Consider the following 26,259-nt stretch of genomic DNA (forward strand, 5'->3'; position numbering starts at 1 on the left):
GCTTCCGCCGGATACAACTTCTAGGGCGCGGAGAACTATCAAAGCGCCCAATTACCTATCTCTTATAACCCTACTAAAGAAAGTTTTCGGCTAGGAAAAATTATTGGTGATATAACCATATTTCAAAAGACCCACAAATACGGCCCCACCAAAGGTATTACCCAACGTGGCTAAGATTTGAAAGCGCAGTACTTCCATCAAACCTACCGAACCATCACCACCTATCCAGGCACTAAATATTGCTACGGCCCCTGCTACGCAATGCGGCAGACTGCCCAGACCGATTACAAAGGTCACTATTGCAATAACCATTATTCGACTAATGGTGTCAGTACTGGATGAAACTAGCCAACCGAGTAACCCCATTAGCCACCCAGCCAAAATTGCACCAAGACGTAACGCACTATTATTCGCACTAATCAGCTTTTGACCATAGTAATCAAAACCTGCTGAGACAATGTTTTGACTGACTGAGAAATAACCCACCAGTATCAACGCAAATAAAAAAGTGCCAATCATATTGCCGAGATAAATGAATCCCCACATACGACCCAGATCACGCAAACGTTGCCTTCTATCAGCAACTGGTAAATTGCCAATGTCGTATGTTCGGTAAAAAGATCCGTGCGTCCTATAATAACCAAAATAAAGCCAACCGGGTAACTCATCGACAACACAAGGTGTAACGCCGATTTATCCAGCTCTTCATGAAAACTGCTAAACAGCGCCATTATCAAGAAAAAACTAAAACCAATTTCCAATCCCGCAGCAATAGATGACCATAACAGAGAGCGACTCTCACGTTCATATTCATGCAGGCTGGCATCCATCTGTTCACACAAAACCACCCGCTCACTCTTGGGTCTATCGCTATTGATACTCATAGAAAATCAGAATGGGAGATGAAAAAAATTACATCATGGGAAGATGCGACACAGCATTCAGGATAGCTACTTTGGACTTAAACAAGGCCCTAACTAGCCTCGCCATTAAATTAAAAAGATCATAAAAAATATGGGGTAATTATTCACTCTACATAATTACCGGTGAAGTTCAAATACACCCAATACTTGTCTCCAGACTTTAACACTCATCCATTAAAAAGCCTCGCATAGCGAGGCTTTACATAGTAATCTCAAAGAGTGATAACTAAACTTCATTAACCTCTTCTATTAGAGCTTTATCCAATGCGTGCGCTCTCTGGAAAGCTTCACGTTTCGATAAGCGCTCAACATACTCCTGAAACTCTATTCGCTTCTCTATAGTGCCAAACTGCAGCCCCCATTCTAACTGGGCACCTATATAAACATCCGCTGCAGTAAAACGCTCACCGAGAATATAGGGGCCGGACTTAATCACCTTAGAAAGTGTGTCTAATGCCAACTGATAGGAACCGTAACCGAGCATCAGCTGCTTGTCTGCACCTGCCTCTTCCCCAAAGATATATTTATTCACAATGGCAGATTCCATAGGGCCAGCCGCAAAAAACATCCAGCGATAAAAGCTCGCTCTCTCATCGTCATTCATTGGCGCCAATTCTGACTCAGGGAACACTTCCGCCAAGTAAACACATATAGCTGAAGCTTCTGTAATAATTCTCCCACCATGAACCAGAGTAGGTACCTTACCCATTGGATTGATAGCAAGATATTCGGTGGTCTTCATAGGTTCACCGTACTCAAGTACCTCTGTACGATAAGATAAGCCCAATTCTTCTAGCATCCAGCGTACTATGCATCCGCGGGACTGGGGGTTAGTATATAAAATCAAATGATCTGACATGATTCTCTCCCTGAAAACGGAGAGAATAGTTTATTTTAATACTATTATTTTTCGAGAGATTTTTACGCCAGTAGGGAAGTTCTTGCTGTGGGATTAGAATAAACTTGTAAAAAATTAATCTTGTAAAAAGGTTATAAGGCTTATTTTTTCATCACAGCCATTCAGCCAACTCTATCGTGATGTATTCAGGACCCTCAATGTATACCAGCTTTCTGTTCAAATACTCTATAACCTGACCACGAATATGAACCCCATTTTTCTTCAAGTAATCCACAGACAACTCGATATCATCAACCCTCAAGCAAAGATGGTTATAGCCAGGTCTTGCCAGATTTAATATATTGGAATCAGAAAATATCTTTGGCGAACGGAAGTGTAACAACTGAATTTCAAATCTAGGCTCAGCATTCTTCAAAACCATTGTTAAATGGTCTGCCTGAACATTGGGGACCTCCAGGTATTTAGAGATTTTCTCTCCTGAAATAACATCAGTAATCTCCAATTCAAAATCTAATAATTCAAAGAATTTTTGGCTTTTTTCCAAATTGGTGACAGCGATGGTTACGTGATCAGGATTCTTTATCATCGACTAATCCTCCAAACTCCCTATCGATTCCTGGAAATTGCTCTACCAATTCTCTCGTACTGTTGGAGTAAGTTGGGCATACTCTCGGCTCCAAAATATTCTTTTGAATGCTCGGTAAAGCCTTTCCAGTGAAAAGGAAACATCACTTCCACCTTGGAATTTGAAATAGCAAAGTTATAAGCTTGTCGAGCTCGAGAAATAAGTTGTTCCTCTGATAAAATCCCATAATCTCGATTAGTGGTCTTAAACCCTCTCGGAATTAAATAATATTTAGCATCCATATGCTGAGTTTTATGCATCAATTTTTCAACAATTTCGTCCTGGAATTTCACTCCAACATAGTGATCAACTCCGAATAAATTGTAGTTCTCTGGTACGATTAGCTGAAATCTAGCCTGACTCACAGTATTGTGTGTAAATGTAATAGCAAGTTTTGCCTTAGGAAAATCTCTCCGTATCAATTCTCCAATCTCCTCAAGGTAATTTTTCAAATCTTTATCCGGTAATAGAGATCTTTGGAAGGGTTCATCTAGAGGATCAAAAGCGTAAATAATATCTTTAAAAGGCAGCAACTCTTGCCTGGCTTTTTCCCATCTATCCAGATAATCCTCCTGCTTATTTTTTCCAAAATCCTTAAAAAAAATAGGGGCCAAAGCCACCCAGATCTTTAGCCCATGCTTCCTGGCAACTGCCATTAGGTCTTTATCGAAGTACCAAATATCAACGAAAGTAGAGAATCTTGCGACTTCAGGGATATCATCTTCATCCCAACCGGAGTGATAAAACCCAAATTCTTTTAGGTGGCTTGGCACCCTATTTTTCTTAGGAGTAATTCCTGTGACAAAAATATTACCGGGAATATAAAAAGGCTTGGTGTTACTGAGATATTCGGCGGGAGTGGGGGCGTCATAGAATTGAGAGTGGCTATTTACACCTAAGAACAACAAAAAAAATGTCAGAAAAATCGAAACTTTTCGAAATGAGGCCTGATACAACTTACTGAAAACCATAAATCAGCGCCACTTTAAATTTAAAACATAAACTTAGCTTAAGCAGCCAACAACCAGTATAGAGAATATGATAGCAAGATATTATGATTTTGTACGCAAGGCACTTATTTACACAGGTTTACGAAATGAACTCAAATAAAGACAGAATGTATACTTTAATTATCTACTAACATCAACCACCTTTGGAAAGGTACCACGTATACAATAAATCAATATAGAGAAATGTGAAAGCAAGAAGGGTATGATTAAATGTGCACAGAGGTCGTACTTTCACCTAAAAGCATAGACAGTTGACATAAATTTTTCTAAAACAAAAATAACCTTTAAATAAAATCAAAATCTCATAAAAAATTAATAAAACTATTTATTAACCTGAAACAACTAGATTTTTGGCATACAACATTGGAGCGAAATTTTGTGAGAAAATCGATTAAATCACTAATAAAGACATTAGTATGTCTGTATAAATAGATTCTCTCTCTACGAAAATCTGTCAGCAGCATTTCAATTCAACAATATATACCTGGCCTCCTTGAAAACTAAGCTAGGAGGCTCATAAGCGCCAGAAAAAATATTACTGGCGTCAGAACAATTAAAAACTATTGTGTTACAGTTAAATACTGCTTTGTTTGCATATCAAAAACAGCGATACTTCTATTAGGCATAGCCAGATATACTTTATTCTCTTTAGTATCAATCACAGGTGAAATCAGCATATCCTCATTATTCTTCTCCTGAAGATTCAGCAACAAAGTTCTATCTCCAGTTTCCAGATCTACAGCCAGAAGCTCAATATCAATTGGAAATTCATCTCCTTCAGTATGGTTATAATCCTCAATAATTATTTGATTATTTAACTCATCAAACACCATAAAGCCAAGTTCATTCATACTTGGTCCACTGCCAATATCCTTACCTGATACTGTGGTTATTTCCTGACTATTCAGGTCAATTTTGTTGATAGTTCCATGAACATCCGAAATGTAGACGTGCGAAGAATTCGAGTTCAAGGATATATATTGTGGATGCCACATATCCATATACGTAAAATCTGTTATTACACTTCGATTTCCTGTCTCTATATCAACAGCAATCAATGAAGATCCAGATATAGTTAATATTCGATTTTGTGTCGAATCTACAGCTAGAGCTCTCGACCCCATAAGGTTTTCACCAACTCCTATTTCCACTCCTGAAATTATGGTTCGATTCCCGTTATTAGGGTCTATTTTGACGATACTATTGGATACAGATTCCATTGCGTAAATATTTCCATTTCTATCGTCTACAGCCAGATTATTAAAATAGCCTTTAATGATACCTTCGCCATAGTTTGGTCCTGATAGAATGGATCTGTGCCCAGTTTGTAGATCTACAGAAATAACTTGCTGAATCTTATCGAAATCAGAAAATAAATCAGAGTTACCATAACTATCATTCAGAACGATAATACGATTATTATCTTGGTCAAAGATAGGTGCTTCACTTGCAGAAATTAAGGGCCCATCCCCTCTAATTTTTCTGGATAAGCGACTCCTCTCTCCACTTTCCTTATTGATTGAGAAAGTATGCCCAGTCAGGCAGGAATTAATTAGAATAAAAGGCCCTACATCCAAAAAGCCATTTCTAGCTGAGTCGAAATTGAGATTTTCTTCACCGGCATCCAGTTCAGAAGAAATTACCTCTCGATCACCTGTTGTTAAATCAATTTCAAACAATCTACTATGGTGGTCGCCCACGTAGGCTTTGTTATTCTCTAAATCGACAGATAGACCTTTTATACTGTAAAAAGACTCTCCTGCACCTATATTTTTCCCTGAAATTTCACTTGCCGCCCATGTAAATGGATTTAATTCCAGTAATGCCTTCTCTTCGAGTACAAAAAATCTGCCACCTTTAATTTCAAGTCCCTGGTTTAGGTAGCCTACGGAACTTCCATCTACATACTGAAACTCTGATATTTTTTCTCTCTCACCTGTGGCAGGATCAACTTTTATTAAGGAGCTCGGCCAATAATTTTGAACATAAATATCTCCACTACTATCATCAATTGAAATCTGGGGCCTCTTGCCAAAAGATAGTGATTCATCATCAGTTTCTGAAATGCTATTTACTACATTAAAATCCCTATCAACCAACAACAACCTGTCTTTTTCAATAACTAAAAAATTTCCTGTAATCGCATCGTATTTCGCACCGACGACATCAGTAAGACTTGAGGAGATAAATCTCTCTTGCATCTTTTCCAGACTAATTTCCCTAACAGGGTTAAACGTATAGGCTACATTTCTATCGTCATCATATGCCAAAGGGCTGCAAAACCTATAACTGTCAAAATTGTCATAGGCGTTTACAGTTAAAAAAGCAGCTTCCAGGGTTCTATTTCCATTAACATCAGTGACCTCTACATTGATGCCCGTGGTTTCACCTGCAGTCAACGGTATTTCTACTTGCCAAGTTTTAAAGCCATCATCGGAATCTGCTTCTATCCCGTTTACCAGCACATTTTCCACCCCAACATTGTCTGTCGCACTCCCGCGGACGATCAATGTTTCCCGATCACTCCACAATCCGTTGGCAGATGGAAACAGGATACTGGCGCTTGGGTTTTCATTATCTGTTTTCTGTTCACGATTATCATCGCCTCCGCCGGATGAGCCGCCACCACATCCGGCCAGTAGGTAAATTAAAGTTGATATTGTGAAGAGTTTTTTAAAGGTGGGCTTCAATGTAGATACCTCGTACAACTTAGATCTACCCCTATGGGCACATAGAGTAGGGAGTGACTTTCAAAAACAGGGGGAAGGTAAAGTGAGAACCAAGAATACAAAAAAAGCAGCCGAAGCTGCTTTTTTATCGCCTTGAAGTAGGCGCTTTACACGAATGCAAGCGCTGCTTACTTGCCGGCCGCCTTGCGGATTGCCTGTAGAGTGCGCAGACGCGCCTCGGCTTCGGCCAGTTGGGCTGAGATACGCGCATAATCAACTTCAGAGGGCGCTTTGTGCAGGGCGTGTTCCGCTTCTTCGCGGGCCTTCTGCGCAGCTTCCTCATCAATTTCACGCTCGGCTACATCCGCGAGGATGGTAACCATGTTCGGCTGCACTTCGGCGTAGCCACCGCTGACGAACAGTACTTCCTCTTCACCACCGGGCTTGATGATGCGTACCGGACCGGGCTTCAGGGCGGTAAGCAGTTGCGCATGGCCGTAGGAGAGACCCAGCTCACCTTCGATACCACTCACAATCACCATCTGCACCAGTCCGGAGAAGAGAGACTGCTCGGCGCTGACAATGTCACAATGTACTGTCATGGCCATAGTATATGCCTCTCTGGCTTAGCCTTTGGTCTTGTTGGCTTTTTCCACAGCTTCGTCGATGGTTCCCACCATGTAGAAGGCCTGTTCAGGCATGTGGTCATACTCACCGTTCAGGATGCCCTGGAAGCCACGGATGGTTTCTTTCAGGGAAACATATTTACCTGGTGCACCAGTGAAGATTTCCGCAACGTGGAAAGGCTGAGACAGAAAACGCTCGATCTTACGGGCGCGGGCTACGATCTGCTTGTCTTCTTCAGACAGTTCGTCCATCCCCAAGATCGCGATGATGTCCTTCAGCTCTTTGTAGCGCTGCAGTACGGACTGTACGCCACGAGCCACTTCGTAGTGCTCCTGACCGATTACCTGCGGGTCCAGCTGACGAGAGGTGGAGTCCAACGGGTCAACAGCCGGGTAGATACCTTTAGCGGCGATGTCACGGCTCAGTACTACGGTGGAGTCCAAGTGCGCGAAGGTGGTCGCCGGAGACGGGTCAGTCAAGTCATCCGCCGGTACGTATACCGCCTGGATAGAGGTGATAGAGCCAGTCTTGGTGGAGGTAATACGCTCCTGCAAAACGCCCATCTCTTCCGCCAGGGTCGGCTGGTAACCTACCGCAGAAGGCATACGGCCCAGCAGTGCAGATACTTCGGTACCGGCCAGGGTGTAACGGTAGATGTTGTCGACGAACAACAGTACGTCTTTGCCTTCATCACGGAATTTTTCCGCCATGGTCAGGCCGGTCAGGGCTACACGCAGACGGTTGCCGGGCGGCTCATTCATCTGGCCGTAAACCATCGCCACTTTAGAGTTGGCTTTATTTTCCAGGTCAACAACGCCGGATTCAGCCATCTCGTAATAGAAGTCGTTACCTTCACGGGTACGCTCACCAACACCTGCGAACACGGACAGACCGGAGTGCTCGGTAGCGATATTGTTGATCAGTTCCATCATGTTTACGGTTTTACCTACACCGGCACCACCGAACAGACCAACCTTACCACCCTTGGCGAACGGGCAAACCAGGTCGATTACCTTGATGCCGGTTTCCAGCAGTTCGGTAGAGCTGGACTGCTCTTCGTAGGTTGGTGCAGCGCGGTGGATAGAAGAGCGCTCTTTCTCACCGATAGCGCCACACTCGTCAATCGGGTTGCCGAGCACGTCCATGATGCGACCGAGGGTTTCCAGGCCTACCGGTACAGAAACCGGAGCGCCGGTATTGCGCACGGGCAGACCGCGGCTGATACCTTCGGATGAACCCATGGCAATAGCGCGTACCACGCCGTCACCCAACTGCTGCTGCACTTCCATGGTGAGGTTCTTGTCCTCAACCACCAGTGCGTCGTATACATTCGGAACAGAATCGCGTGGGAATTCCACGTCGATGACCGCTCCGATCACTTGCACAATTTGCCCGTTACTCATTTCCGGATCCTCAGCTTTAAATTCTTTCTAGGCTGACCATTACTGCTAGGGGCAGCGGATTAAACCGCCGCCGCACCGCCGACAATTTCGGACAGTTCCTGGGTAATGGCCGCCTGGCGCGCCTTGTTGTAGACAAGCTGCAACTGATCGATCAGCTCACCGGCGTTATCGGTGGCGCTCTTCATCGCGATCATACGCGCTGCCTGCTCACAGGCTTTGTTTTCAACTACTGCCTGGTATACCTGAGACTCGATATAGCGAGCCAGCAATCCATCCAGCAATTCAACCGGATCCGGCTCGTAGAGGTAGTCCCACTCGTGCATGAGTTTTTCATCTTCGTCTTTCGGCAGCGGCAGCAATTGCTCAACCCGCGGCTTCTGTGACATGGTGTTGATAAACTCGTTGGATACCAGGAACAGGCGATCAATATCGCCTTCTGCGTAACGGTCCAGCATTACCTTAACTGAGCCAATCAGCTTGTTCGCCTGGGGCGCATCGCCCAGGTCGCGAACCGCTGCGACAACCTTGCTGCCGATGGCGTTAAAGAAACTGGCCGCCTTGTTACCTACCGCGCAGACTTCGACGTCAACGCCTTTTTCGGACCACGCCTGCATCTCGCGAATAGCCGCCTTGAACATGTTAATGTTCAGGCCACCACAGAGTCCGCGGTCAGTGGATACCAGGATAAAACCGACCCGCTTGGCCTCGCGCTCCTGCAGGTAAATATGCTGGTACTCGGCCGAAGCGTTGGCGACGTGGCCGATCACTGCGCGTATGCGCTGGGCGTAGGGACGCCCCAGTGCCATGCGATCCTGAGCCCTGCGCATCTTACTGGCTGCAACCATTTCCATTGCGGCAGTAATCTTCTGCGTGCTCTTGATGCTGGCAATTTTTGTGCGTACTTCTTTTCCGCCTGCCATAGTGATTTACCTTGTTCGCTGGAAGTTAGATTCCGAAAGAGCGGCAGTGCCGCTCTTTCGCGCTCTCCAGGGAGTTCTTACCAGCTGCTAGTAGCGACGAACTTCTCGATAGCGGCTTTGAAAGCTGCGTCGATTTCGTCGTTGTAGTTACCAGTCGCGTTCACTTTCTCCATCAGCTCTGCGTGTTCGCTGTTCATATAAGCGAGCAGGGCGGCTTCGAAATCGAGAACCTTGGCAACTTCTACTTCTTTCAGGTAACCCTTGTCGGCGGCGTAAACGGAAACAGCCATGTCCGCGATAGACAGCGGAGAGTACTGTTTCTGCTTCATCAGCTCGGTTACACGCTCACCGTGATCCAGCTGGGCCTTGGTAGCTTCGTCCAGATCAGAAGCAAACTGGGAGAATGCCGCCAATTCGCGGTACTGAGCCAGAGCGGTACGGATACCACCGGACAATTTCTTGATCACCTTGGTCTGCGCTGCACCACCTACACGGGATACGGAGATACCCGGGTTGATCGCAGGGCGGATACCGGAGTTGAACAGATCGGTCTCGAGGAAGATCTGGCCGTCGGTAATGGAAATCACGTTGGTCGGTACGAACGCGGATACGTCACCGGCCTGGGTTTCGATGATCGGCAGGGCGGTCAGAGAGCCGGTCTTGCCTTTCACTTCACCATTGGTGAACTTCTCTACGTAGTCGGCATTTACACGCGCAGCGCGCTCCAGCAGACGGGAGTGCAAGTAGAAAACGTCACCGGGGTAGGCTTCACGTCCAGGCGGACGCTTCAGCAGTAGGGAGATCTGACGGTAAGCCCAAGCCTGCTTGGTCAGGTCATCATATACGATCAGGGCATCTTCACCGCGGTCGCGGAAGTACTCACCCATGGTACAGCCGACGTAAGGAGCCAGGAACTGCATCGCTGCCGGATCGGCGGCGCCAGCGGCCACTACGATGGTGTGGTCCATAGCGCCGTGCTCTTCGAGCTTGCGCACTACGTTGGCAATAGAGGACTGCTTCTGGCCCACGGCAACGTAGATACACTTAACGCCGGTGCCTTTCTGGTTGATGATAGCGTCGATCGCCACAGCAGTCTTACCGATCTGGCGGTCACCGATGATCAGCTCACGCTGGCCACGGCCAATCGGGATCATGGTATCAACCGCTTTCAAGCCGGTTTGTACAGGCTGGTCAACGGACTGACGGGCGATAACGCCAGGCGCTACTTTTTCTACCGCGTCGGTCAGCTTGTTGTTCAGTGGACCCTTGCCGTCGATCGGATTACCCAGCGCGTCGACAACGCGGCCGAGCAGTTCCGGACCAACCGGGGTTTCCAGGATACGGCCGGTACAACGACACTTCTGACCTTCGGCCAGAGATTTGTAGTCGCCCAGGATTACAGCACCAACGGAGTCGCGCTCCAGGTTCAGCGCCATACCGTAAACGCCGCCTTCGAACTCGATCATCTCACCGTACATCACGTCGGCCAGGCCGTGGATGCGGATGATGCCGTCGGATACGGAAACAATAGTGCCCTCATTTTGGGCTTCAGTGCTCACATCGAGATTTTCGATGCGGCTCTTGATGATTTCACTGATCTCAGAGGGATTCAGTTGCTGCATGCTCTGTTCCTCAAGTCCCCCGCCGGCTGACGCCGACGGGGAGAGTAATTTAGGAGTTCATCGCCTCGGCGAGCTTGGCCAGACGGCCGCGTACGGAACCGTCGATGACTGTATCACCGGCGCGGATGATCGCGCCGCCCAGCAGGCTCTCGTCCACCGAGCTGTGCAGATGTATTTCGCGTTCAAACTTCGCCCTGAGCTTTTGGCCCAGTGCTTGCGCCTGTGCATCGCTCAGGGCGTGCGCGGAAACAACTTCCACCTCGAGGGTGGCTTCCGCCTGCGCTTTCAGCTCTTCGAACAGCTCGGAAATTTCCGGCAGCAGCTGCAGGCGGTGGTTTTCCGCCAGCAACCGGATGAAATTTTTTCCGTGCTCGCCGAGCTCGTCTGAACAGATCGACAGGAATTTATCTGCGCGCTCTTCACTGGTGAGCTGTGGGTTATCCAGCAGCTCACGCACTTTTTCGTTCTGGCTGACCGCCGCCGCAGTTTCCAGCGCAGCGCTCCAACCACCTAAGTGGGAGGCTTGCTGCGCATAGGCAAATGCAGCTTTAGCGTAGGGCCGGGCCAGTGTGCTGAGTTCCGCCATGGGGTTCCTCGCTTACAGCTCGGCTGCCAGTTTGTCGATCAGGTCGTCGTGCGCCTTAGCGTCGATATTGACCGCGAGAATCTTCTCCGCACCCAGGACAGACAGGTCTGCCACACGGCTGCGCAGTTGCTCTTTAGCGCGATTCACTTCCTGGTCGATCTCAGCTTTAGCCGCAGCTTTCAGGCGATCGCCCTCGGCATGCGCAGCCTGCTTTGCTTCATCGATAATCTGATTAGCGCGCTTGTTGGCGCCATCGATAATCTCGCTCGCCTGATCTTTGGCTTCTTTCAGCTGCTCGGCAGCTTTGCGCTTGGCCAGTTCCAGATCTTTCTGCGCGTGCTCGGCGTCAGCGAGACCATCTGCGATCTTCTGCTCACGCTCTTTCATCACGCCCAAAAGCGGCGGCCAAACAAACTTCCAGCAAAACCAGACGAAAAACAGGAAAGTAATCGACTGGCCGATTAGAGTCAGGTTGATATTCACACCGACACCTCTTGCTCTTTAAATAGGGTTAAGGGCAATTGGAACGGCGTAATTAAACCAGACCAGGAGCTACGGCGAAGATCAGGTACATAGCGATACCAACACCGATCATCGGAACCGCATCAAGCAGACCAGCCATCAGGAACATTTTGCCCTGCAGAGCCGGAGCCTGTTCAGGCTGACGAGCGGAACCTTCCAGCAGCTTGCCACCCAGAGTACCGAAACCGATAGCGGTGCCCAGGGCGCCCAGACCGATCAGCAGTGCACTTGCGATGTAAACCAGACCTAATGCTTCCATTGTGTTCTCCAAATCAAAGTTAAAGAGTTGTTGTAAAGGTCGAAAAAAGGGTTAAAAACTTATTGATCGTGCTCGTGCTCATCGTCGCGATGGTGTGCCATCGCCATGTACACGGTGCTCAATACCATAAATACGAACGCCTGCAGCACGATTACCAGTACGTGGAAGATCGCCCAGCCCATGTGCAGGAGACCCGCACCAATAAAGCCGAGGACGCCAACACCAAAGACAATTGCGATCAGGATAAAGATCATTTCACCGGCGTAGAGGTTTCCGAACAAACGCAGGCCCAGGGAGATCGGCTTGGCGATCAGGGATACTGCTTCCAGCAGGAAGTTGACCGGGATCAGCAGGATGTCAAAGAACAGCTTGCCGGTATGGAAAGGGTGCAGAGTCAGCTCTTTCAGGAAGCCGATGGCACCTTTTTCGCGAATACTGAAGAAAATCATCAGTGCAAACACCGCCAGGGCCATACCCAGAGTGGCGTTCGGGTCGGTAGTCGGAACCACTTTAAAGAAGAGGTGATCGTTACCGGAAATCTTGGCGGCAGCCATTGGCAACCAGTCCACCGGCACCAGGTCCATCAGGTTCATCAGGAATACCCACACAAAAATGGTCAGCGCCATCGGGGCAACCATGGTGTTGCGGTGGGGGAAGGTTTCCTTAACCAGCTTGTCGATAAACTCGGTGACCAGCTCCACAAAACTCTGGAAACCGGTGGGCTTGTCCACACTGGCCTTTTTGGCAGCGAGGGCAAACAGGAAACAGAAAATCAGACCGAGGCCGATAGACCAACCCAGGGTATCCACATGTAGGGCCCAAAAGCCCATATCCGCGGCTTCCTGAGAGGAATGCGCCATAGTCCAGGTGGACTCACTAAGCACAGAACCATCGGCGCGGGTGTACCCGGCCGGCAGCTTGCCGTAAGTCATATTTTGCAGGTGGTGTTGGATATACCCCGTCGCAGTTAGAGCTTCGCCCGCCATAGTTCCTCAACAATCGTAAAAGTAAGAATTCTTTTTTTCTTATCCACCGGCTAGCGGACCATGCGCGCCACCATAATCCACTGCACGATCACACAGAGGACGTAGCTGATAAAAAGCGCTGCCGCATTCAGCGGCTTGACGGTGGCAAAAACTGCCGCAAAACCCGCCATGGTCAATATAAATTTGCCGGTTTCCGCGCGGTAGAAATTGCCTACCACGCGATGGGCCGCGCGCGCACCGCTATCGCGAAAGGCGCGCCTGCCGAAATATGCTCCGGGCAGTGCACATAGGGCACCGCCGATAAATACGGAAAGCGCCGTCACCGGTTTGCCACTCAAGTGCAGTACCGCACTGGCCACCGATATCAGCAGAAGCTGTACCGCGGCAATTCGTAATACCGGGGGTTTTCTCATAGACGGGATAAGCCGACTTCTGTGCGCTGTCCGCCCAAAATTTGGGCGTGCGAATTATGCTGCAACAGCATCGCCGATTCAACCGGCAAATGTCGCCAACTTATTTGATTTTCGGGAGGTTTTGCGCGGAATTACTCGGCGCAGTGAGTAATTGCCAACAGTTATTGCGCGCGCCACTAGGACGCGCATTTCGCCACGGCTTTAATCCTCGGCGTAACCGAGGTGGGCAAGGATTCCGTCCAGCTCTTCCAAGGTGGTAAATTTCAGCACCAAGCGACCATTGCCCTTTTCGTTGTGATCGATAGAAACGGGCACTCCGACCTTTTCCGCCAGACGCTCGGTAAGGCGGCGGATATTGGGGTCGGGCTTGGGCTTTTCCTGCTTCGGCGTGGCCGGCTGTTGCAGGCGACGCACCAGCGCTTCCGTCTGGCGCACGGTGAGGCTGCGCTCGACAACCTGACGTGCGGCGGAACGCTGGGTGGCACCGGAGAGACCGAGCAGCGCCTTGGCGTGGCCCAGCTCCAGGTCACCGCGCTCAAGGAAAGTGCGCACCTCTTCACTGAGGCTCAATAAGCGCAGTAAGTTGGTCACGGCAGTTCGGGATTTACCCACCGCATCGGCCACTTCCTGCTGAGTCAGCTTGAATTCATCCTGCAGTCGCTTAAGGGCCACAGCCTCTTCGACCGGATTCAGATCTTCACGCTGGATATTCTCGATCAATGCCATGGCGATGGCGGCTTCATCGGAAACGCTGCGCACCAGCGCCGGCACTTTCTCCAATCCCGCCAGTTGGGCGGCACGCCAACGCCGCTCACCGGCAATAATCTCGTAGCTTTGCTCGCCGATACCACGTACGACGATCGGCTGCATAATACCCTGGGCGCGAATCGAGTCCGCCAGTTCCTGCAGGGACTCCTGTGGAAAATCCCGGCGCGGCTGGTAGCGACCCCGCTGCAAAAACTCGATCGGCAATTCTTTCAACTCACCGTCGACTATGGCGGTTTCGGCCTCACCGGTAGCCCCGGCGATCGCGGTGCTAGTGTTATTGCTGATCAGGTGGGATAGGCCCCGGCCCAGTCCTTTGCGTTTGGCGGCCATAGTTATTACCCCTTATACCGCTTCCGCCACAGGGCGGTTTTTCTTTTTGGTAGATTGATTGGCGGGATGGCGGCGATTGATTTCACAAGCCAATGCCAGGTAGGCGATAGCGCCTTTCGAATGGCGGTCGTAATCCAGCGCCGGCTTGCCGAAGCTGGGAGCCTCTGCCAAGCGCACATTGCGCGGGATACAGGTTCGATACAGGCGATCGCCGAAAAACTCTTGCAACTGCGCCGACACTTCGCTGGTGAGGCTGTTGCGCGGATCGTACATGGTACGCAAGATGCCTTCGATTTTCAGGTCCGGATTAGCGGTCTGCTGGATCTGGGTGATCGTATCCACCAAGGCTGACAGTCCCTCCAGGGCATAGTATTCGCACTGCATGGGAATCAGCACGCCGTGAGCCGCACAGAGGGCGTTTACCGTCAGCATATTTAGCGACGGTGGACAGTCGATAATCACGTAATCGTAACGGTTGCTCACTACCGCCAGAGCGCGGCTCAGACGAGATTCGCGCCCCTCCAGATTCAGCAACTCCACCTCTGCCGCAGACAGGTCACCGTTGCCAGGGATCAAATCAAAACCGCTTTCTGTGGATACAATGGCTTGCTCTACGGGTAATTCAGCGGCCAACACATCGTAACCGGATACCTCCAGGTCGCTTTTATCCACACCACTGCCCATGGTGGCATTGCCCTGGGGGTCTAGGTCGATCAGCAATACGCGCCGCTTGTTGGCAACCAAAGATGCGGCCAGGTTGACGCAGGTAGTGGTCTTACCAACCCCGCCTTTCTGGTTGGCCACAGCAAATATCTTGCTCAAGATTCTTGTCCTTTGTTGTTTCCGGGTGCGTTTGCCCCGACGCCGGCTCGGCTTCGGGCGGCGGCTGTTGTGCCCCACGACAGGGGAGTAGGATTGGGCGGGCGACAAACCCGCCAAACTATCATCTTATTCTGTGCGACAGAGCTGAATCATATGTCGCTCACCGTCGCAGCCGGGCACCGACAACCGGTGCACCTGCTCGACCTTAATGCCTTTTGGCAGAGCGCTCAACTCATCCTCAGGCAGCTTGCCCTTCATGGCATAAAAACGACCCTTAGGCGCCAGCATATGCTCACTGCCATTGACCATATCCTCGATGGAGGCAAAGGCGCGGGACACCACACCGGCAAAAGGCTGTTCTGGCACAAAGGCTTCTACCCGCTCATTGACTACCGTGATATTGGGCAGGGGCAGGGTGCTGGCCACTTGGAACAGGAAGCGGGTCTTCTTGCCATTGCTGTCGAGCAGGGTGATGGCGCGCTCCGGATGCACAATTGCCAGGGGAATCCCTGGCAGGCCGCCACCGCTACCCACATCGATTAAAGAGCCTTCGCCACAGAGATTTACCACACTGAGGCTGTCGATAATATGGCGCTCCAGCATCTGCTCCGGGTCGCGTATGGCGGACAGGTTGTAGGCACTGTTCCAGCGGGCGAAAAGCGCCAGGTATTCCAGTAGCTGATCCTGCTGCCGGTCACTGAGTACCACCGACATCTGTGCCGCCGCCTCTAACAGGCGCGGACGAAACTGTTCCATTGAGTGAGAAATGGGTCTATCCCCCAGTAGTCCCGCGAAACTCAAACCCCGCAGGGCCTCGCGGGATACCCTGTGGAAAACCGATTTATACCGCTTTTTTGCGCTTCAGCAGCCCGCGCTTTTTCAACTGGATCAGCAGCAGGGATATGGATGCGGGCGTCACGCCCGGTATTCGCGAGGCCCGCGCCAGGGTATCCGGGCGGGTCTCTCCCAGCTTTTGCTTGACCTCATTGGACAGACCAGAAATATCGCTATAGTCGAAGTCCGCCGGGATCGGGGTATCTTCGTAGGCCTGCAAGCGCTCAATTTCCTCGCGCTGGCGATCGATATAGCCGGCGTACTTGGCCGAAATTTCCACCTGTTCGGCAACCTGCTCGTCGGTTACCGCTGCCCCTTTGAGGCCCGCCACATCCTGATAGCCCAGTTCCGGACGGCGCAGCAGGTCCATCAGGCTGTATTCCCGCGCCAATGGCTGCGGCAGTTTGGTTTCTACGGAGGCGGCCTGGGATGTCTTTGGGTGCACCCAGGTCTCTTGCAGTCGCTGGGTTTCCTGAGCGATCGCCTCGCGCTTTTCACTGAACGCTGCCCAGCGGGTATCGTCGACCAGGCCCAATTCGCGACCTTTTTCGGTCAGGCGCAGGTCAGCATTGTCCTCACGGAGCAGCAAACGATATTCCGCGCGGCTGGTAAACATGCGGTAGGGCTCTTTAGTGCCACTGGTGATCAAATCATCTACAAGCACGCCCAGGTAGGCTTCATCCCGACGCGGGGACCAGGCTTCGCGCTCCTGCGCCTGTAGGGCGGCATTGGTGCCAGCCAAGAGTCCCTGGGCGGCCGCTTCTTCGTAGCCGGTAGTGCCATTGATCTGGCCGGCAAAGTAGAGCCCCCGGATAAATTTGGTCTGCAGGGAGGGCAAAAGATCGCGCGGATCGAAAAAATCGTACTCAATCGCATAGCCCGGGCGGGTGATATGCGCCTTTTCAAAGCCCTTGATGGAGTGCACCAGCTCAATCTGCACATCGAAGGGCAGACTGGTGGAAATACCATTGGGGTATAGCTCGTTGGTAGTCAGCCCCTCGGGCTCGATAAACACCTGGTGGCTGTCTTTATCCGCAAAGCGGTGCACCTTGTCCTCAATGGAGGGGCAATAGCGCGGGCCGATCCCCTCAATCACACCGGAATACATGGGCGAGCGATCGAGCCCCCCTTGGATAATTTCATGAGTGCGGGCATTGGTGTGGGTAATCCAGCAGCAGACCTGGCGCGGGTGCTGATCGCGGTTACCCAAATAAGACATTACCGGTGTGGGGCTATCTCCCCACTGCTCCTCCAACTCGCTGAAATCTACTGAGCGGGCATCAATACGGGGAGGGGTGCCGGTTTTGAGGCGATCGACGCGGAAAGGCAGTTCGCGCAAACGATCCGCAAGGGCGATCGAGGGCGGATCTCCAGCGCGGCCGCCGGCGTGGTTATCCAAGCCGATGTGGATACGCCCACCGAGGAAAGTCCCGGCGGTCAGTACCACTGTCTTGGCACGAAAGTGCACCCCCGCGTTGGTGACAACGCCCACAACGCGTTCACCTTCAACAATCAGGTCATCTGCCGCTTGTTGGAAGATCTCCAGGTTTTCCTGTGCTTCCAGGATCGAACGGATCGCGGCGCGATATAGGGCTCTATCGGCCTGGGCACGAGTTGCCCTTACTGCGGGACCTTTGCGGGCATTGAGGACCCGGAACTGAATTCCGCCCAGGTCTGTTGCCGTTGCCATAGCGCCACCGAGGGCATCGACCTCCTTCACGAGATGACTCTTGCCAATACCGCCAATGGCCGGGTTGCAGGACATTTGCCCGAGGGTCTCGATATTGTGGGTCAGTAGCAGAGTGGAAGCTCCCATACGTGCCGCTGCCAGTGAGGCTTCGGTACCTGCATGGCCTCCGCCGATCACGATCACATCATAGGTCTTAGGGAATTCCATAATGGCTGCTACTGGTTACAACTTGGGGCGCACATTTTATAGTCAGTAAGTGTCCTCAGCAATTGGCTTTATTCAAGCCGTTTAGGAAAGCTCTGCCTTTGTCTTTCTCTCTCCTTCCTGAATATCAACTTCTGATCGGATGAATTTCAAAACTCTGTCTTGCTTTCTTAAATACTCTTACTAATGAATATATGTATATCTTAAAGAGTATTTTTTTATATTTATTGTTTTTATTAGACCTGCGGCAACTCGGTATAAGCACAAAAAAACCTTTAAAAACAATAAGTTATAAAGATGAAAACCCTGCCGACAAACCCTTGGTGGACACAGGGGTAACCGGGGTATGAGGCTGTGAAAACTTGGGACAACTTTGCCCTATCTACTCTTATTAGGAAGTTATCATCATACGATTATTCTATTTTGCAGGTGCTTATCCCCTCTTTTGCCCACAGTCAGTTTTTTTTGACTAGTGTCTGTGGTGCTTTACCCAGACTTTCTGGGGGATACCTGTGAGTAGTCGAAGGCAATGTATAAATCTGTGCATATACCCATTGAATGGGTGTGGGTTAATGGTGAGATAACTGCCAATAAGCTTATCCACGGGAAATCCCCGTGGACATGTATAACTTCTTTCCCCTAAGAGCCATTTAAACAGCTATCTCAAGCTTATTTCTCACCTATTTCGTGGAAAATATGCGGGAAAGCTGGGGATTAAATAGAACTTTTTTAACAACCTAGGATAGATCTGGGCTCTTCCTGTGAGCAAGAGGTGTGGAACTTGTGCCAGAAGGAGAATAAGAAGATGGAGAGTAGGGAGGTACTATAGGGAAGAGAAGAGGACGCTATTTACTAGCGCCCCCAATTGGATAAGTGCGTGGAACTCCTCACCTTCTTATTTTCCGATACAAAAGCTGCCGAAAATTTTCCCGAGCAGCTCGTCCGCACTCATTGCACCGGTGATTTCCCCCAACGCCTGCTGGGCCTGACGCAAGTCTTCCGCGAGTAATTCACCGGCACCATGGCTGTGGAGCTGCTGGGAACCTTGCTCAATAAAGGCGCGGGCGCGCTCAAGAGCCTCTAAATGGCGTCTACGCGCACTAAAAGTGCCTTCGGCAGCACCACTGAAGCCGATAGACTGTTTCAAATGCTCCTTCAGTGCTTCGAGGCCCGCACCGGTCTTGGCGCTGATGGCTATAACCGGCACTCCTTCAGTGTGAGCTTGGAGGCCGGCACTGTAATCGCTGAGATCAATTTTGTTCAGTACCAGTGTGAGCTTGTCTAAGTCCTGAAGCTGGTTGGTAAATTCCGGCCAGGCCTCTGCCGGGTCCAGTGAGTGAAGTTGCTCTGCATCCATTACCAGGAGCACGCGATCCGCCTGGTGAATCTCCTCCCAGGCGCGCTCGATGCCTATTTGCTCTACTTTATCTGGCGCATCCCGCAGGCCGGCGGTATCGGCGAACTGCAGGGGCATGCCGTCAATGTGGATATCTTCCCGCAAGATATCGCGGGTGGTGCCGGCGATATCGGTGACGATGGCGGTATTGCGACCCGCGAGGGCATTGAGCAGACTCGACTTGCCGGCATTGGGGCGCCCGGCAATGGCCACCCGCATACCCTCGCGCATAATGGCGCCCTGGCGCGCCTGAGCTTCCACACCAGCCATTTGTGTCAGTAGGGCCTGGATATCCGCAGCCACCTTGCCATCGGCGAGAAAGTCGATCTCCTCTTCGGGAAAATCGATGGCGGCTTCCACATAGATACGCAGGTGGGTAAGGCTTTCCACAAGGTCCTCGATCTTGTCGGAAAATGCGCCCTGTAGTGAACGCATGGCGTTGCGCGCCGCTTGGGCACTACCGGCATCAATCAGATCGGCGATCGCTTCGGCTTGGGTGAGATCCATTTTGTCGTTGAGGAAGGCGCGTTCAGAAAACTCCCCGGGACGTGCCTGGCGGGCTCCCAGTTCGATCGTTGCCTTCAGCAGTTGATCGAGAATGACCGGGCCACCGTGGCCCTGCAGTTCCACCACGTCTTCTCCGGTAAATGAGTTGGGGCCTGGGAAGAATAAGGCGAGTCCCTGGTCGATCAGTTGCTCACGGTGGAAAAAATTTCGGTAATGGGCATAGCGCGCTTTAAGTGGTTTGTCACCGCAGATTTGCTGGGCAATGGACAGGGCTTTGGGGCCAGAGAGGCGGATTACACCGATACCACCGCGCCCTGGTGCGGTGGCGACGGCGGCGATGGTGTCGCGATTAAGGCTTTGTTGTGTCATCGGCTGAGTGTACTCGACATAACGGAAAAGGGCCGCAGTTGCGGCCCTTGTTGTTTGTGATCTGTGGATACTTGATCAGTATTTTCCGGCATCCACCTGCTTGTTGATATACCAGGTTTGACCGATGGTGATCAGGTTGTTGGCGATCCAGTACAGTACTAGGCCAGCCGGGAACCACAGGAAGAACACCGTCATCATCACCGGCATCAACTGCATGATACGGGCCTGGGTCGGGTCGGTGGGGGCCGGGTTTAGCTTCTGCATAAACCACATGGACAGGCCCATCAGTACTGGCAGGATGAAATAAGGGTCCTTTGCCGACAGGTCGTGAATCCAGAAGATCCAGGGCGCGTGGCGCAGCTCTACGGTTTCGGTGAGCATCCAGTAGAGGGCGATAAACACCGGCATCTGCAGCAGGATCGGCAGGCAGCCCCCCATGGGATTGATCTTCTCGCGGCGGTAGAGCTTCATGGTCTCTTCCGCCAACTTCTGACGATTGTCCTTGTACTGCTCCTGCAGTTTTTTCATCTGTGGAGCAAACTTGCGCATGCGCGCCATAGACTTGGTGCCTGCGGCGGACAGCGGCAGCAGCAGTGTCTTGATAAAGACGGTGAGCAAGATAATCGCCCAGCCCCAGTTGCTGACAATATGCTCCTGGATAAAGTGCAGTACGCGGAACAGCGGCTTGGCAATCCACCACAGCCAGCCGTAATCCACGGTCAGGTCAAGATAGGGCGAGATCTCCTCCAGGCGGTAGACATCCTTGGGGCCGGCATAGAAGGAAGCGCTCAGCTCGCCCTGAGTCGCGGCGGGGATTTGTACCGGCTGGGCGGTGAAGCCCATACGGAATAGTCCGTTGGACAATTCGCGCAGCTCAAAAGTGTTGCGTTCATCCTGTGGGGGAATCCAGGCGCTAAGGAAATAGTGCTGCACCATGGCTACCCAGCCGCCTTCCACTGTGGTGCGGGTGGGTTTCTCGGCGATTTCCTCAAAATCCTGCTTGAAGTAATTTTCTTCGTTGGTGTGAAGAGCGGCACCGAGGAAGGGTGACATACCAAAACCGGTATCGGTAACCGGCTCACTGGCATCGCGCTTGATCTGGCCAAACATGGCGGCGGACCAGGGCTTGGAGCTGGTGTTATCTACCAGGTAGGCCACCTGAACGAGGTAGTCACCACGCTTGAAGGTGTAGCGTTTGGTGATATTTGCACCTTCTTGCTGCAGGGTCAGGTCCACAATCAGCTGATCCTGCCCTTCCACCATGGCGTAGTTGGTCTTTTCAACCTTAAATAGGGGGCGGCCAGCGGCGCTATCGGTACCGTTGTTACCGATCAGACCACTCTGGGCGATATAGGTGTGATAGCGAGTCTGGTTTAACAGGATTAAGGGCTGGTCAGGCGTATCCAGCTTTTCCTGGAACTGTCGCAGGGCCACTTTTACGATATCACCGCCACGAGGATCAATGAGCAGATCAAAGACGTCGGTGGTGACATTGATGAGTGTGCGTTGGCCGCTATCGGTGCCTGTCTCTGCTGGCGCTTGGGACTCCAGTTGGGGTACATCGCCATTGCCGTTTTCGCTGGTCTGCGCCGGGATTTGGCTGCCGCTCTGTATATCGTTGTGAACTATGGTTTCGCGGTCGAGTTCAGGAGTGTGCTGCTCTTGAAATGCATTCCACTGGAAGATAAGTGCGAGGAGAACCGCGAGAATTCCACCTAGCAGCGTATAGCGTTGCCAATCCATCTTAATACCTAGAGCGTGTTCTTGTGTTTGGTGGGGGGAACCGGGTCCAGTCCACCAGGGTGCCAGGGGTGGCATTTTATAAGGCGGCGCGCAGTTAAATAACCCCCCTTTAAGGCTCCGTGAGTTTCAATCGCCTCTTCGGAGTATCGCGAGCAGGTTGGGTAAAAGCGGCACTGGTTACCTACCCATGGGCTGGCCAGATAGCGGTAGACGTGTATCAGCTTGATCAGTAGCCACTTCATGACTTCGATTGTGGCTGTTGCGCGCGCTTGGCCAGCTTGCGCCAGAGCTTGTTTAGTGTCTTCGCCAGTGCGGCCTTATCCAGATCTGCAACCCCCGGGCGAGCCAATACTACAGCATCCAGCGGCGGCAACTGGTGTTGCTGCAAGCGGAAGGTTTCTCGGGTAATTCGCTTGATTCGATTGCGGTCGGAGGCGTTGCGCACATGCTTCTTGGCAATTACCAAGCCGAGGCGCGGATGCTCAGAATCACTGGGGCATGCGAGGATCAGGAGGTGGGGATGCGCGGCGCGCACAACGTTTTCATTGAAAACCTTGCGATACTGCGCCGCATTAAGCAGGCGCAGAGTCTTGGCAAATCCAAAGCTGCTGCGCACCTGCTGCATAGGGAGAATCTCTAAAAAGAAGAGATATTATGCAGACAGTACTTTGCGGCCTTTAGCGCGGCGGCGGGCCAGGATTTTACGGCCGTTTTTGGTTGCCATACGAGCGCGGAAACCGTGAGTGCGTTTGCGCTTCAAGTTGCTGGGTTGAAATGTGCGTTTCATAGTCTTGCTACCTGAGACTTTATGTTCAAGATTTCTCGGGACCATCCCCGGCCGCGGCCTGGGCTCCGGTCCGGCACAGAGCCGGGGCAGACGGAGCTACGCGCTGCGAAGGCCGCGGATTGTATAGAAAGGCAACAGTGAAAGCAACGCACAGACGGGAGATATTCGGCTTGTTTACCACTAAATCACTGATGCCAAATAACGGCTACTCGACAAGCCCTTGAGCTACCTGATGTATTTCGTGATGCCCACCGATTGACCCCAAGATATACACAGACGACTGTGGATAAAGTTCCAAAGGCGTAGGCTTCAATTGTCTAATTGTTACGCAAATACCTGATTGCATGGACATTTTTGCGCAATTTTTTCAACAGCGCCACGCTTTCTTGTGGATAACCCATCGATGGAAAGGTATACTGCGCCGATCTTATTTGACGGCTAGGGCACTCCAGTCCTTTCATGCCGTTGTCTCCGTGGTCTTACCATTTTGGGGTTTTGGGGGGTTTCTTGACTGAATCCGTTTGGAAGCAGTGCGCGAGCTGTTTGCAGGATGAGCTGCCATCTCAGCAGTTCAATACCTGGATCAGACCGCTGCGCGTCAATCCCGCGTGTGCAGAGGGCGAATTGCGACTGGTTGCACCAAATCGCTTTGTTCTGGACTGGGTTGGCGGTAAATTCCTTCATCGTATCCGCGAGCTGGTCCACCAGTTCTCTCCTGGACAGCCACTTCAAGTAGGGCTGGAGATCACTGCTCGTCGCCCCGCGCGTTTTCAGCGTAGTCGCGCTGCAATGGAAGCGGCACCTGTACCGGCTCCCGTGCCCCCTACGGCTCCGGTTGCCAGTGCTATGCCGCCACCGATAGCACCTACAACTTCCCCAGCACCTTCTGTTTCATCGGGTTCGGTGGATTTTTCCACAACACCTGGTGTGGTTTCTCCCTCTGTCTCTCAGGGGTTTATGAGCCATGCGGAGACACAGGCTCCTGTTTCCAATCAGCCGCTGAATGGTGGCGGCTTTGGTGGTGGCCCTGGTGTAAATCCTCATTCAATACTGGAAGAGGAGACCAACTCCAGACAGGTCAGTAAGGGGGAGCAGGCGGTATCCGATATTCGTCCTGCGGTAATGAATGACATGGTGCGTTCTATCCCGGAACAGCCCGCGCGGCAGGTTGAGGTTGAGGGCGCCATTAAGCACGGCAGCTCCCTCAATCGAAACTTCACTTTTAAATCTTTTGTTGAAGGCAAATCCAACCAGTTGGGTTTGGCTGCTGCGCAGCAAATCTCCGACAACCCTGGTGGCGCCTATAACCCGCTCTTTATTTATGGTGGTGTGGGCCTGGGTAAAACGCACCTTATGCATGCGGTGGGCAATGCGTTGTTAGAGCGCAATCCCAATGCCAAAGTGGTCTACTTGCACTCTGAACGTTTTGTCGCGGATATGGTGAAGGCTCTACAGCTCAACGCCATCAGCGATTTTAAGCGCTATTACCGCTCTGTGGATGCGCTGCTGATTGACGATATTCAGTTCTTTGCTGGTAAGGAGCGCTCTCAGGAGGAGTTTTTCCACACCTTTAATGCGCTTCTCGAGGGTGGCCAACAGATTATCCTGACCTGCGACCGCTATCCCAAGGAGATCGACGGCCTTGAAGAACGTCTCAAGTCCCGCTTTGGTTGGGGCCTGACCGTGGCTGTGGAACCGCCTGAACTGGAGACACGGGTAGCCATATTAATGAAGAAAGCGGAGCAGTTCGGTGTAGAGTTACCCCACGATTCCGCTTTCTTTATCGCGCAGCGTATCCGCTCCAATGTGCGCGAGCTAGAAGGCGCCCTGCGCCGTGTGATAGCCAACTCCCAATTTACCGGCCGTGCCATTGACGATGTATTGGTGCGCGAGGCCCTCAAGGATCTACTCGCCTTGCAGGATCGTTTGGTGAGTGTGGACAATATTCAACGCGTGGTGGCCGAATACTACAAGATCAAGGTGGCCGACCTGTTGTCCAAGCGCCGCAGCCGCTCTGTCGCGCGTCCGCGTCAGGTGGCTATGTCTCTGGCTAAAGAGTTGACCAACCACAGTTTGCCAGAGATTGGCGATGCCTTTGGCGGGCGTGACCACACTACGGTCTTGCATGCCTGCCGCAAAATTCGCGAATTGCAGGAGTCTGATGCGGATATTCGCGAGGACGTAAAGTTACTGACACGGTCGTTGACCACTTAATCGAATAACTGACAAACAAGGCGAAACTACCGATGAAATTCAATGTGAGCCGGGACGCCCTGCTGAAGCCCCTACAACTGGTAGCCGGTGTCGTTGAGAAACGCCAGACCCTGCCGGTCCTGGCCAATGTATTGATGCAATTACAAGGTCAGGAGTTGTCCCTGACTGGTACTGATCTCGAAGTGGAAATTGTCGGCCGCTTGCCGGTGGATGGCGTGGAAATGGAAGGTGAAGTAACTGTTCCAGCACGCAAGCTGCTGGATATCTGTCGCTCATTACCGGATGGCGCTGAATTAAAATTTGAGCGCGATGGCGAGCGCCTGGTATTGCGCAGTGGCCGCAGCCGTTTTCAGTTATCCACTTTACCCGCAGCGGACTTCCCCAATCAGGAGGAAGCTAGTGCCCAGACTCGATTCGATATTTCTCAGCGCGAGATTCGCCGTCTGATTGAGGCAACCAGCTTTGCCATGGCCCAGCAGGACGTGCGCTATTACTTGAATGGCCTACTGCTGGAGTGCCGCCCACAGCAGCTGCGCGCTGTCGCCACTGACGGTCACCGCCTGGCTTTGTGCGACCGGGATGCTCCGGGCTTGAATGTATCGGCACCCATTCAGGCGATTGTACCGCGCAAGGGCGTGTTGGAATTGGGCCGCCTGTTGGAAGATAGCGACGTGCAGGCGCAGGTAGTACTGGGCAACAATCATATCCGTGTGATGAGTGGCCAGTTCACCTTTACCTCCAAGCTGGTGGATGGCAAGTTCCCGGATTATGAGCGCGTTCTGCCACGTGGTGCCGGCAACGTGGTCTATGCCGACCGTCAGGGCCTGCGTCAGGCTTTCTCCCGAGCAGCGATTCTTTCCAATGAAAAATATCGTGGGGTACGTTTGCAGGTCTCCGAGGGTTTGCTGCAGATTGTGGCCAATAACCCCGAGCAGGAGGAGGCCGAAGAGCAAATGATGGTGGATTACGTGGGGGAGCCCATGGAAATAGGCTTTAACGTTTCCTATTTGCTTGATGTTACTGGTGCTATTCACAGCGACCAGATTCGCATCAGTCTGGCGGATGCCAACAGTAGTGCTTTACTGCAGCAACCTGAGGATGGAGATGCCCTCTACGTGATTATGCCGATGCGTCTGTAAGCCCTGGTCAGTAAGCATTTGGCTCACAAACG

24 protein-coding genes and 1 pseudogene are annotated in these 26,259 nt (G+C 51.6%); 2 read left to right on the forward strand and 23 right to left on the reverse strand.

The features are described 5' to 3' along the window. Positions 1 to 90: 90 nt before the first annotated feature. From ACJJI0_RS15255 to rpmH, 23 genes and pseudogenes are all read right to left on the reverse strand, one after another. Positions 91 to 884, reverse strand: a pseudogene (locus tag ACJJI0_RS15255) (formate/nitrite transporter family protein). A gap of 265 nt (positions 885 to 1,149) precedes the next feature. Continuing rightward, positions 1,150 to 1,782, reverse strand: a complete 633-nt coding sequence (locus ACJJI0_RS15260) for a glutathione S-transferase family protein (protein ID WP_444883243.1) — start codon at positions 1,780 to 1,782, stop codon at positions 1,150 to 1,152. 151 nt (positions 1,783 to 1,933) lie between these two features. Continuing rightward, positions 1,934 to 2,368, reverse strand: coding sequence for a VOC family protein (locus ACJJI0_RS15265; protein WP_444883244.1), 435 nt, complete (start codon positions 2,366 to 2,368; stop codon positions 1,934 to 1,936). Between the two features lie 20 nt (positions 2,369 to 2,388). Then, complete coding sequence (locus tag ACJJI0_RS15270) at positions 2,389 to 3,378, reverse strand: hypothetical protein (RefSeq protein WP_444883245.1); 990 nt, start codon at positions 3,376 to 3,378, stop codon at positions 2,389 to 2,391. 599 nt (positions 3,379 to 3,977) lie between these two features. Continuing rightward, on the reverse strand, positions 3,978 to 6,107 hold the full coding sequence (locus ACJJI0_RS15275; RefSeq protein ID WP_444883246.1) for an NHL repeat-containing protein: 2,130 nt from the start codon (positions 6,105 to 6,107) through the stop codon (positions 3,978 to 3,980). A 167-nt stretch (positions 6,108 to 6,274) separates the two neighbouring features. Continuing rightward, positions 6,275 to 6,694, reverse strand: coding sequence for a F0F1 ATP synthase subunit epsilon (locus ACJJI0_RS15280; protein WP_020413901.1), 420 nt, complete (start codon positions 6,692 to 6,694; stop codon positions 6,275 to 6,277). An 18-nt stretch (positions 6,695 to 6,712) separates the two neighbouring features. After that, complete coding sequence (atpD, locus tag ACJJI0_RS15285) at positions 6,713 to 8,116, reverse strand: F0F1 ATP synthase subunit beta (protein ID WP_444883247.1); 1,404 nt, start codon at positions 8,114 to 8,116, stop codon at positions 6,713 to 6,715. Between the two features lie 59 nt (positions 8,117 to 8,175). After that, positions 8,176 to 9,036 carry a F0F1 ATP synthase subunit gamma gene (gene atpG, locus ACJJI0_RS15290; protein ID WP_252083949.1) on the reverse strand — a complete coding sequence of 287 codons (861 nt, stop codon included), beginning with the start codon at positions 9,034 to 9,036 and terminating at the stop codon, positions 8,176 to 8,178. Between the two features lie 77 nt (positions 9,037 to 9,113). Then, on the reverse strand, positions 9,114 to 10,658 hold the full coding sequence (gene atpA / locus ACJJI0_RS15295) for a F0F1 ATP synthase subunit alpha (protein ID WP_152455988.1): 1,545 nt from the start codon (positions 10,656 to 10,658) through the stop codon (positions 9,114 to 9,116). Between the two features lie 49 nt (positions 10,659 to 10,707). Beyond that, complete coding sequence (locus ACJJI0_RS15300) at positions 10,708 to 11,244, reverse strand: F0F1 ATP synthase subunit delta (RefSeq protein WP_252083950.1); 537 nt, start codon at positions 11,242 to 11,244, stop codon at positions 10,708 to 10,710. Between the two features lie 12 nt (positions 11,245 to 11,256). Then, entirely contained in the window at positions 11,257 to 11,727 is a 471-nt protein-coding gene (locus ACJJI0_RS15305) for a F0F1 ATP synthase subunit B (RefSeq protein ID WP_252083951.1), read from the reverse strand. A 52-nt stretch (positions 11,728 to 11,779) separates the two neighbouring features. Beyond that, positions 11,780 to 12,025, reverse strand: a complete 246-nt coding sequence (gene atpE / locus ACJJI0_RS15310) for a F0F1 ATP synthase subunit C (protein WP_020413895.1) — start codon at positions 12,023 to 12,025, stop codon at positions 11,780 to 11,782. 59 nt (positions 12,026 to 12,084) lie between these two features. Beyond that, positions 12,085 to 13,011, reverse strand: coding sequence for a F0F1 ATP synthase subunit A (atpB, locus tag ACJJI0_RS15315; protein WP_444883248.1), 927 nt, complete (start codon positions 13,009 to 13,011; stop codon positions 12,085 to 12,087). A gap of 50 nt (positions 13,012 to 13,061) precedes the next feature. Then, positions 13,062 to 13,424, reverse strand: a complete 363-nt coding sequence (locus tag ACJJI0_RS15320) for an ATP synthase subunit I (RefSeq protein ID WP_252083953.1) — start codon at positions 13,422 to 13,424, stop codon at positions 13,062 to 13,064. Positions 13,425 to 13,625: 201 nt separating this feature from the next. After that, positions 13,626 to 14,522 (reverse strand): ParB/RepB/Spo0J family partition protein, encoded by an 897-nt coding sequence (locus ACJJI0_RS15325; protein WP_444883249.1) that lies wholly within the window; start codon positions 14,520 to 14,522, stop codon positions 13,626 to 13,628. A gap of 12 nt (positions 14,523 to 14,534) precedes the next feature. Continuing rightward, entirely contained in the window at positions 14,535 to 15,344 is an 810-nt protein-coding gene (locus ACJJI0_RS15330) for a ParA family protein (RefSeq protein ID WP_444883250.1), read from the reverse strand. Positions 15,345 to 15,470: 126 nt separating this feature from the next. Then, positions 15,471 to 16,100 (reverse strand): 16S rRNA (guanine(527)-N(7))-methyltransferase RsmG, encoded by a 630-nt coding sequence (gene rsmG / locus ACJJI0_RS15335; protein WP_108735096.1) that lies wholly within the window; start codon positions 16,098 to 16,100, stop codon positions 15,471 to 15,473. A gap of 85 nt (positions 16,101 to 16,185) precedes the next feature. Further along, positions 16,186 to 18,075, reverse strand: coding sequence for a tRNA uridine-5-carboxymethylaminomethyl(34) synthesis enzyme MnmG (mnmG, locus tag ACJJI0_RS15340; RefSeq protein ID WP_444883251.1), 1,890 nt, complete (start codon positions 18,073 to 18,075; stop codon positions 16,186 to 16,188). A gap of 892 nt (positions 18,076 to 18,967) precedes the next feature. Then, positions 18,968 to 20,344 (reverse strand): tRNA uridine-5-carboxymethylaminomethyl(34) synthesis GTPase MnmE, encoded by a 1,377-nt coding sequence (gene mnmE / locus ACJJI0_RS15345; RefSeq protein ID WP_444883252.1) that lies wholly within the window; start codon positions 20,342 to 20,344, stop codon positions 18,968 to 18,970. A gap of 75 nt (positions 20,345 to 20,419) precedes the next feature. Then, a complete protein-coding gene (gene yidC / locus ACJJI0_RS15350; protein ID WP_444883253.1) occupies positions 20,420 to 22,087 on the reverse strand; it encodes a membrane protein insertase YidC in 1,668 nt (555 codons plus the stop codon). 8 nt (positions 22,088 to 22,095) lie between these two features. After that, a complete protein-coding gene (gene yidD / locus ACJJI0_RS15355) occupies positions 22,096 to 22,329 on the reverse strand; it encodes a membrane protein insertion efficiency factor YidD (RefSeq protein ID WP_083922742.1) in 234 nt (77 codons plus the stop codon). Next, positions 22,326 to 22,712: a ribonuclease P protein component gene (gene rnpA / locus ACJJI0_RS15360; RefSeq protein WP_020413886.1), complete on the reverse strand. Its 387-nt coding sequence runs from the start codon at positions 22,710 to 22,712 to the stop codon at positions 22,326 to 22,328. The genes yidD and rnpA overlap by 4 nt, the downstream gene beginning before the upstream one ends. Positions 22,713 to 22,739: 27 nt before the next feature. Beyond that, complete coding sequence (gene rpmH, locus ACJJI0_RS15365; RefSeq protein ID WP_020413885.1) at positions 22,740 to 22,874, reverse strand: 50S ribosomal protein L34; 135 nt, start codon at positions 22,872 to 22,874, stop codon at positions 22,740 to 22,742. A gap of 507 nt (positions 22,875 to 23,381) precedes the next feature. Between rpmH and dnaA the strand changes: the two genes are divergently transcribed. Together dnaA and dnaN are read left to right on the forward strand one after the other, a co-directional pair. Further along, positions 23,382 to 25,088, forward strand: coding sequence for a chromosomal replication initiator protein DnaA (dnaA, locus tag ACJJI0_RS15370; protein WP_444883254.1), 1,707 nt, complete (start codon positions 23,382 to 23,384; stop codon positions 25,086 to 25,088). Between the two features lie 32 nt (positions 25,089 to 25,120). Further along, positions 25,121 to 26,227 carry a DNA polymerase III subunit beta gene (dnaN, locus tag ACJJI0_RS15375; protein WP_252083962.1) on the forward strand — a complete coding sequence of 369 codons (1,107 nt, stop codon included), beginning with the start codon at positions 25,121 to 25,123 and terminating at the stop codon, positions 26,225 to 26,227. Positions 26,228 to 26,259: the final 32 nt, after the last annotated feature.

The sequence above is a fragment of the Microbulbifer mixtoriginis (SeqCode) genome (assembly GCF_052466695.1).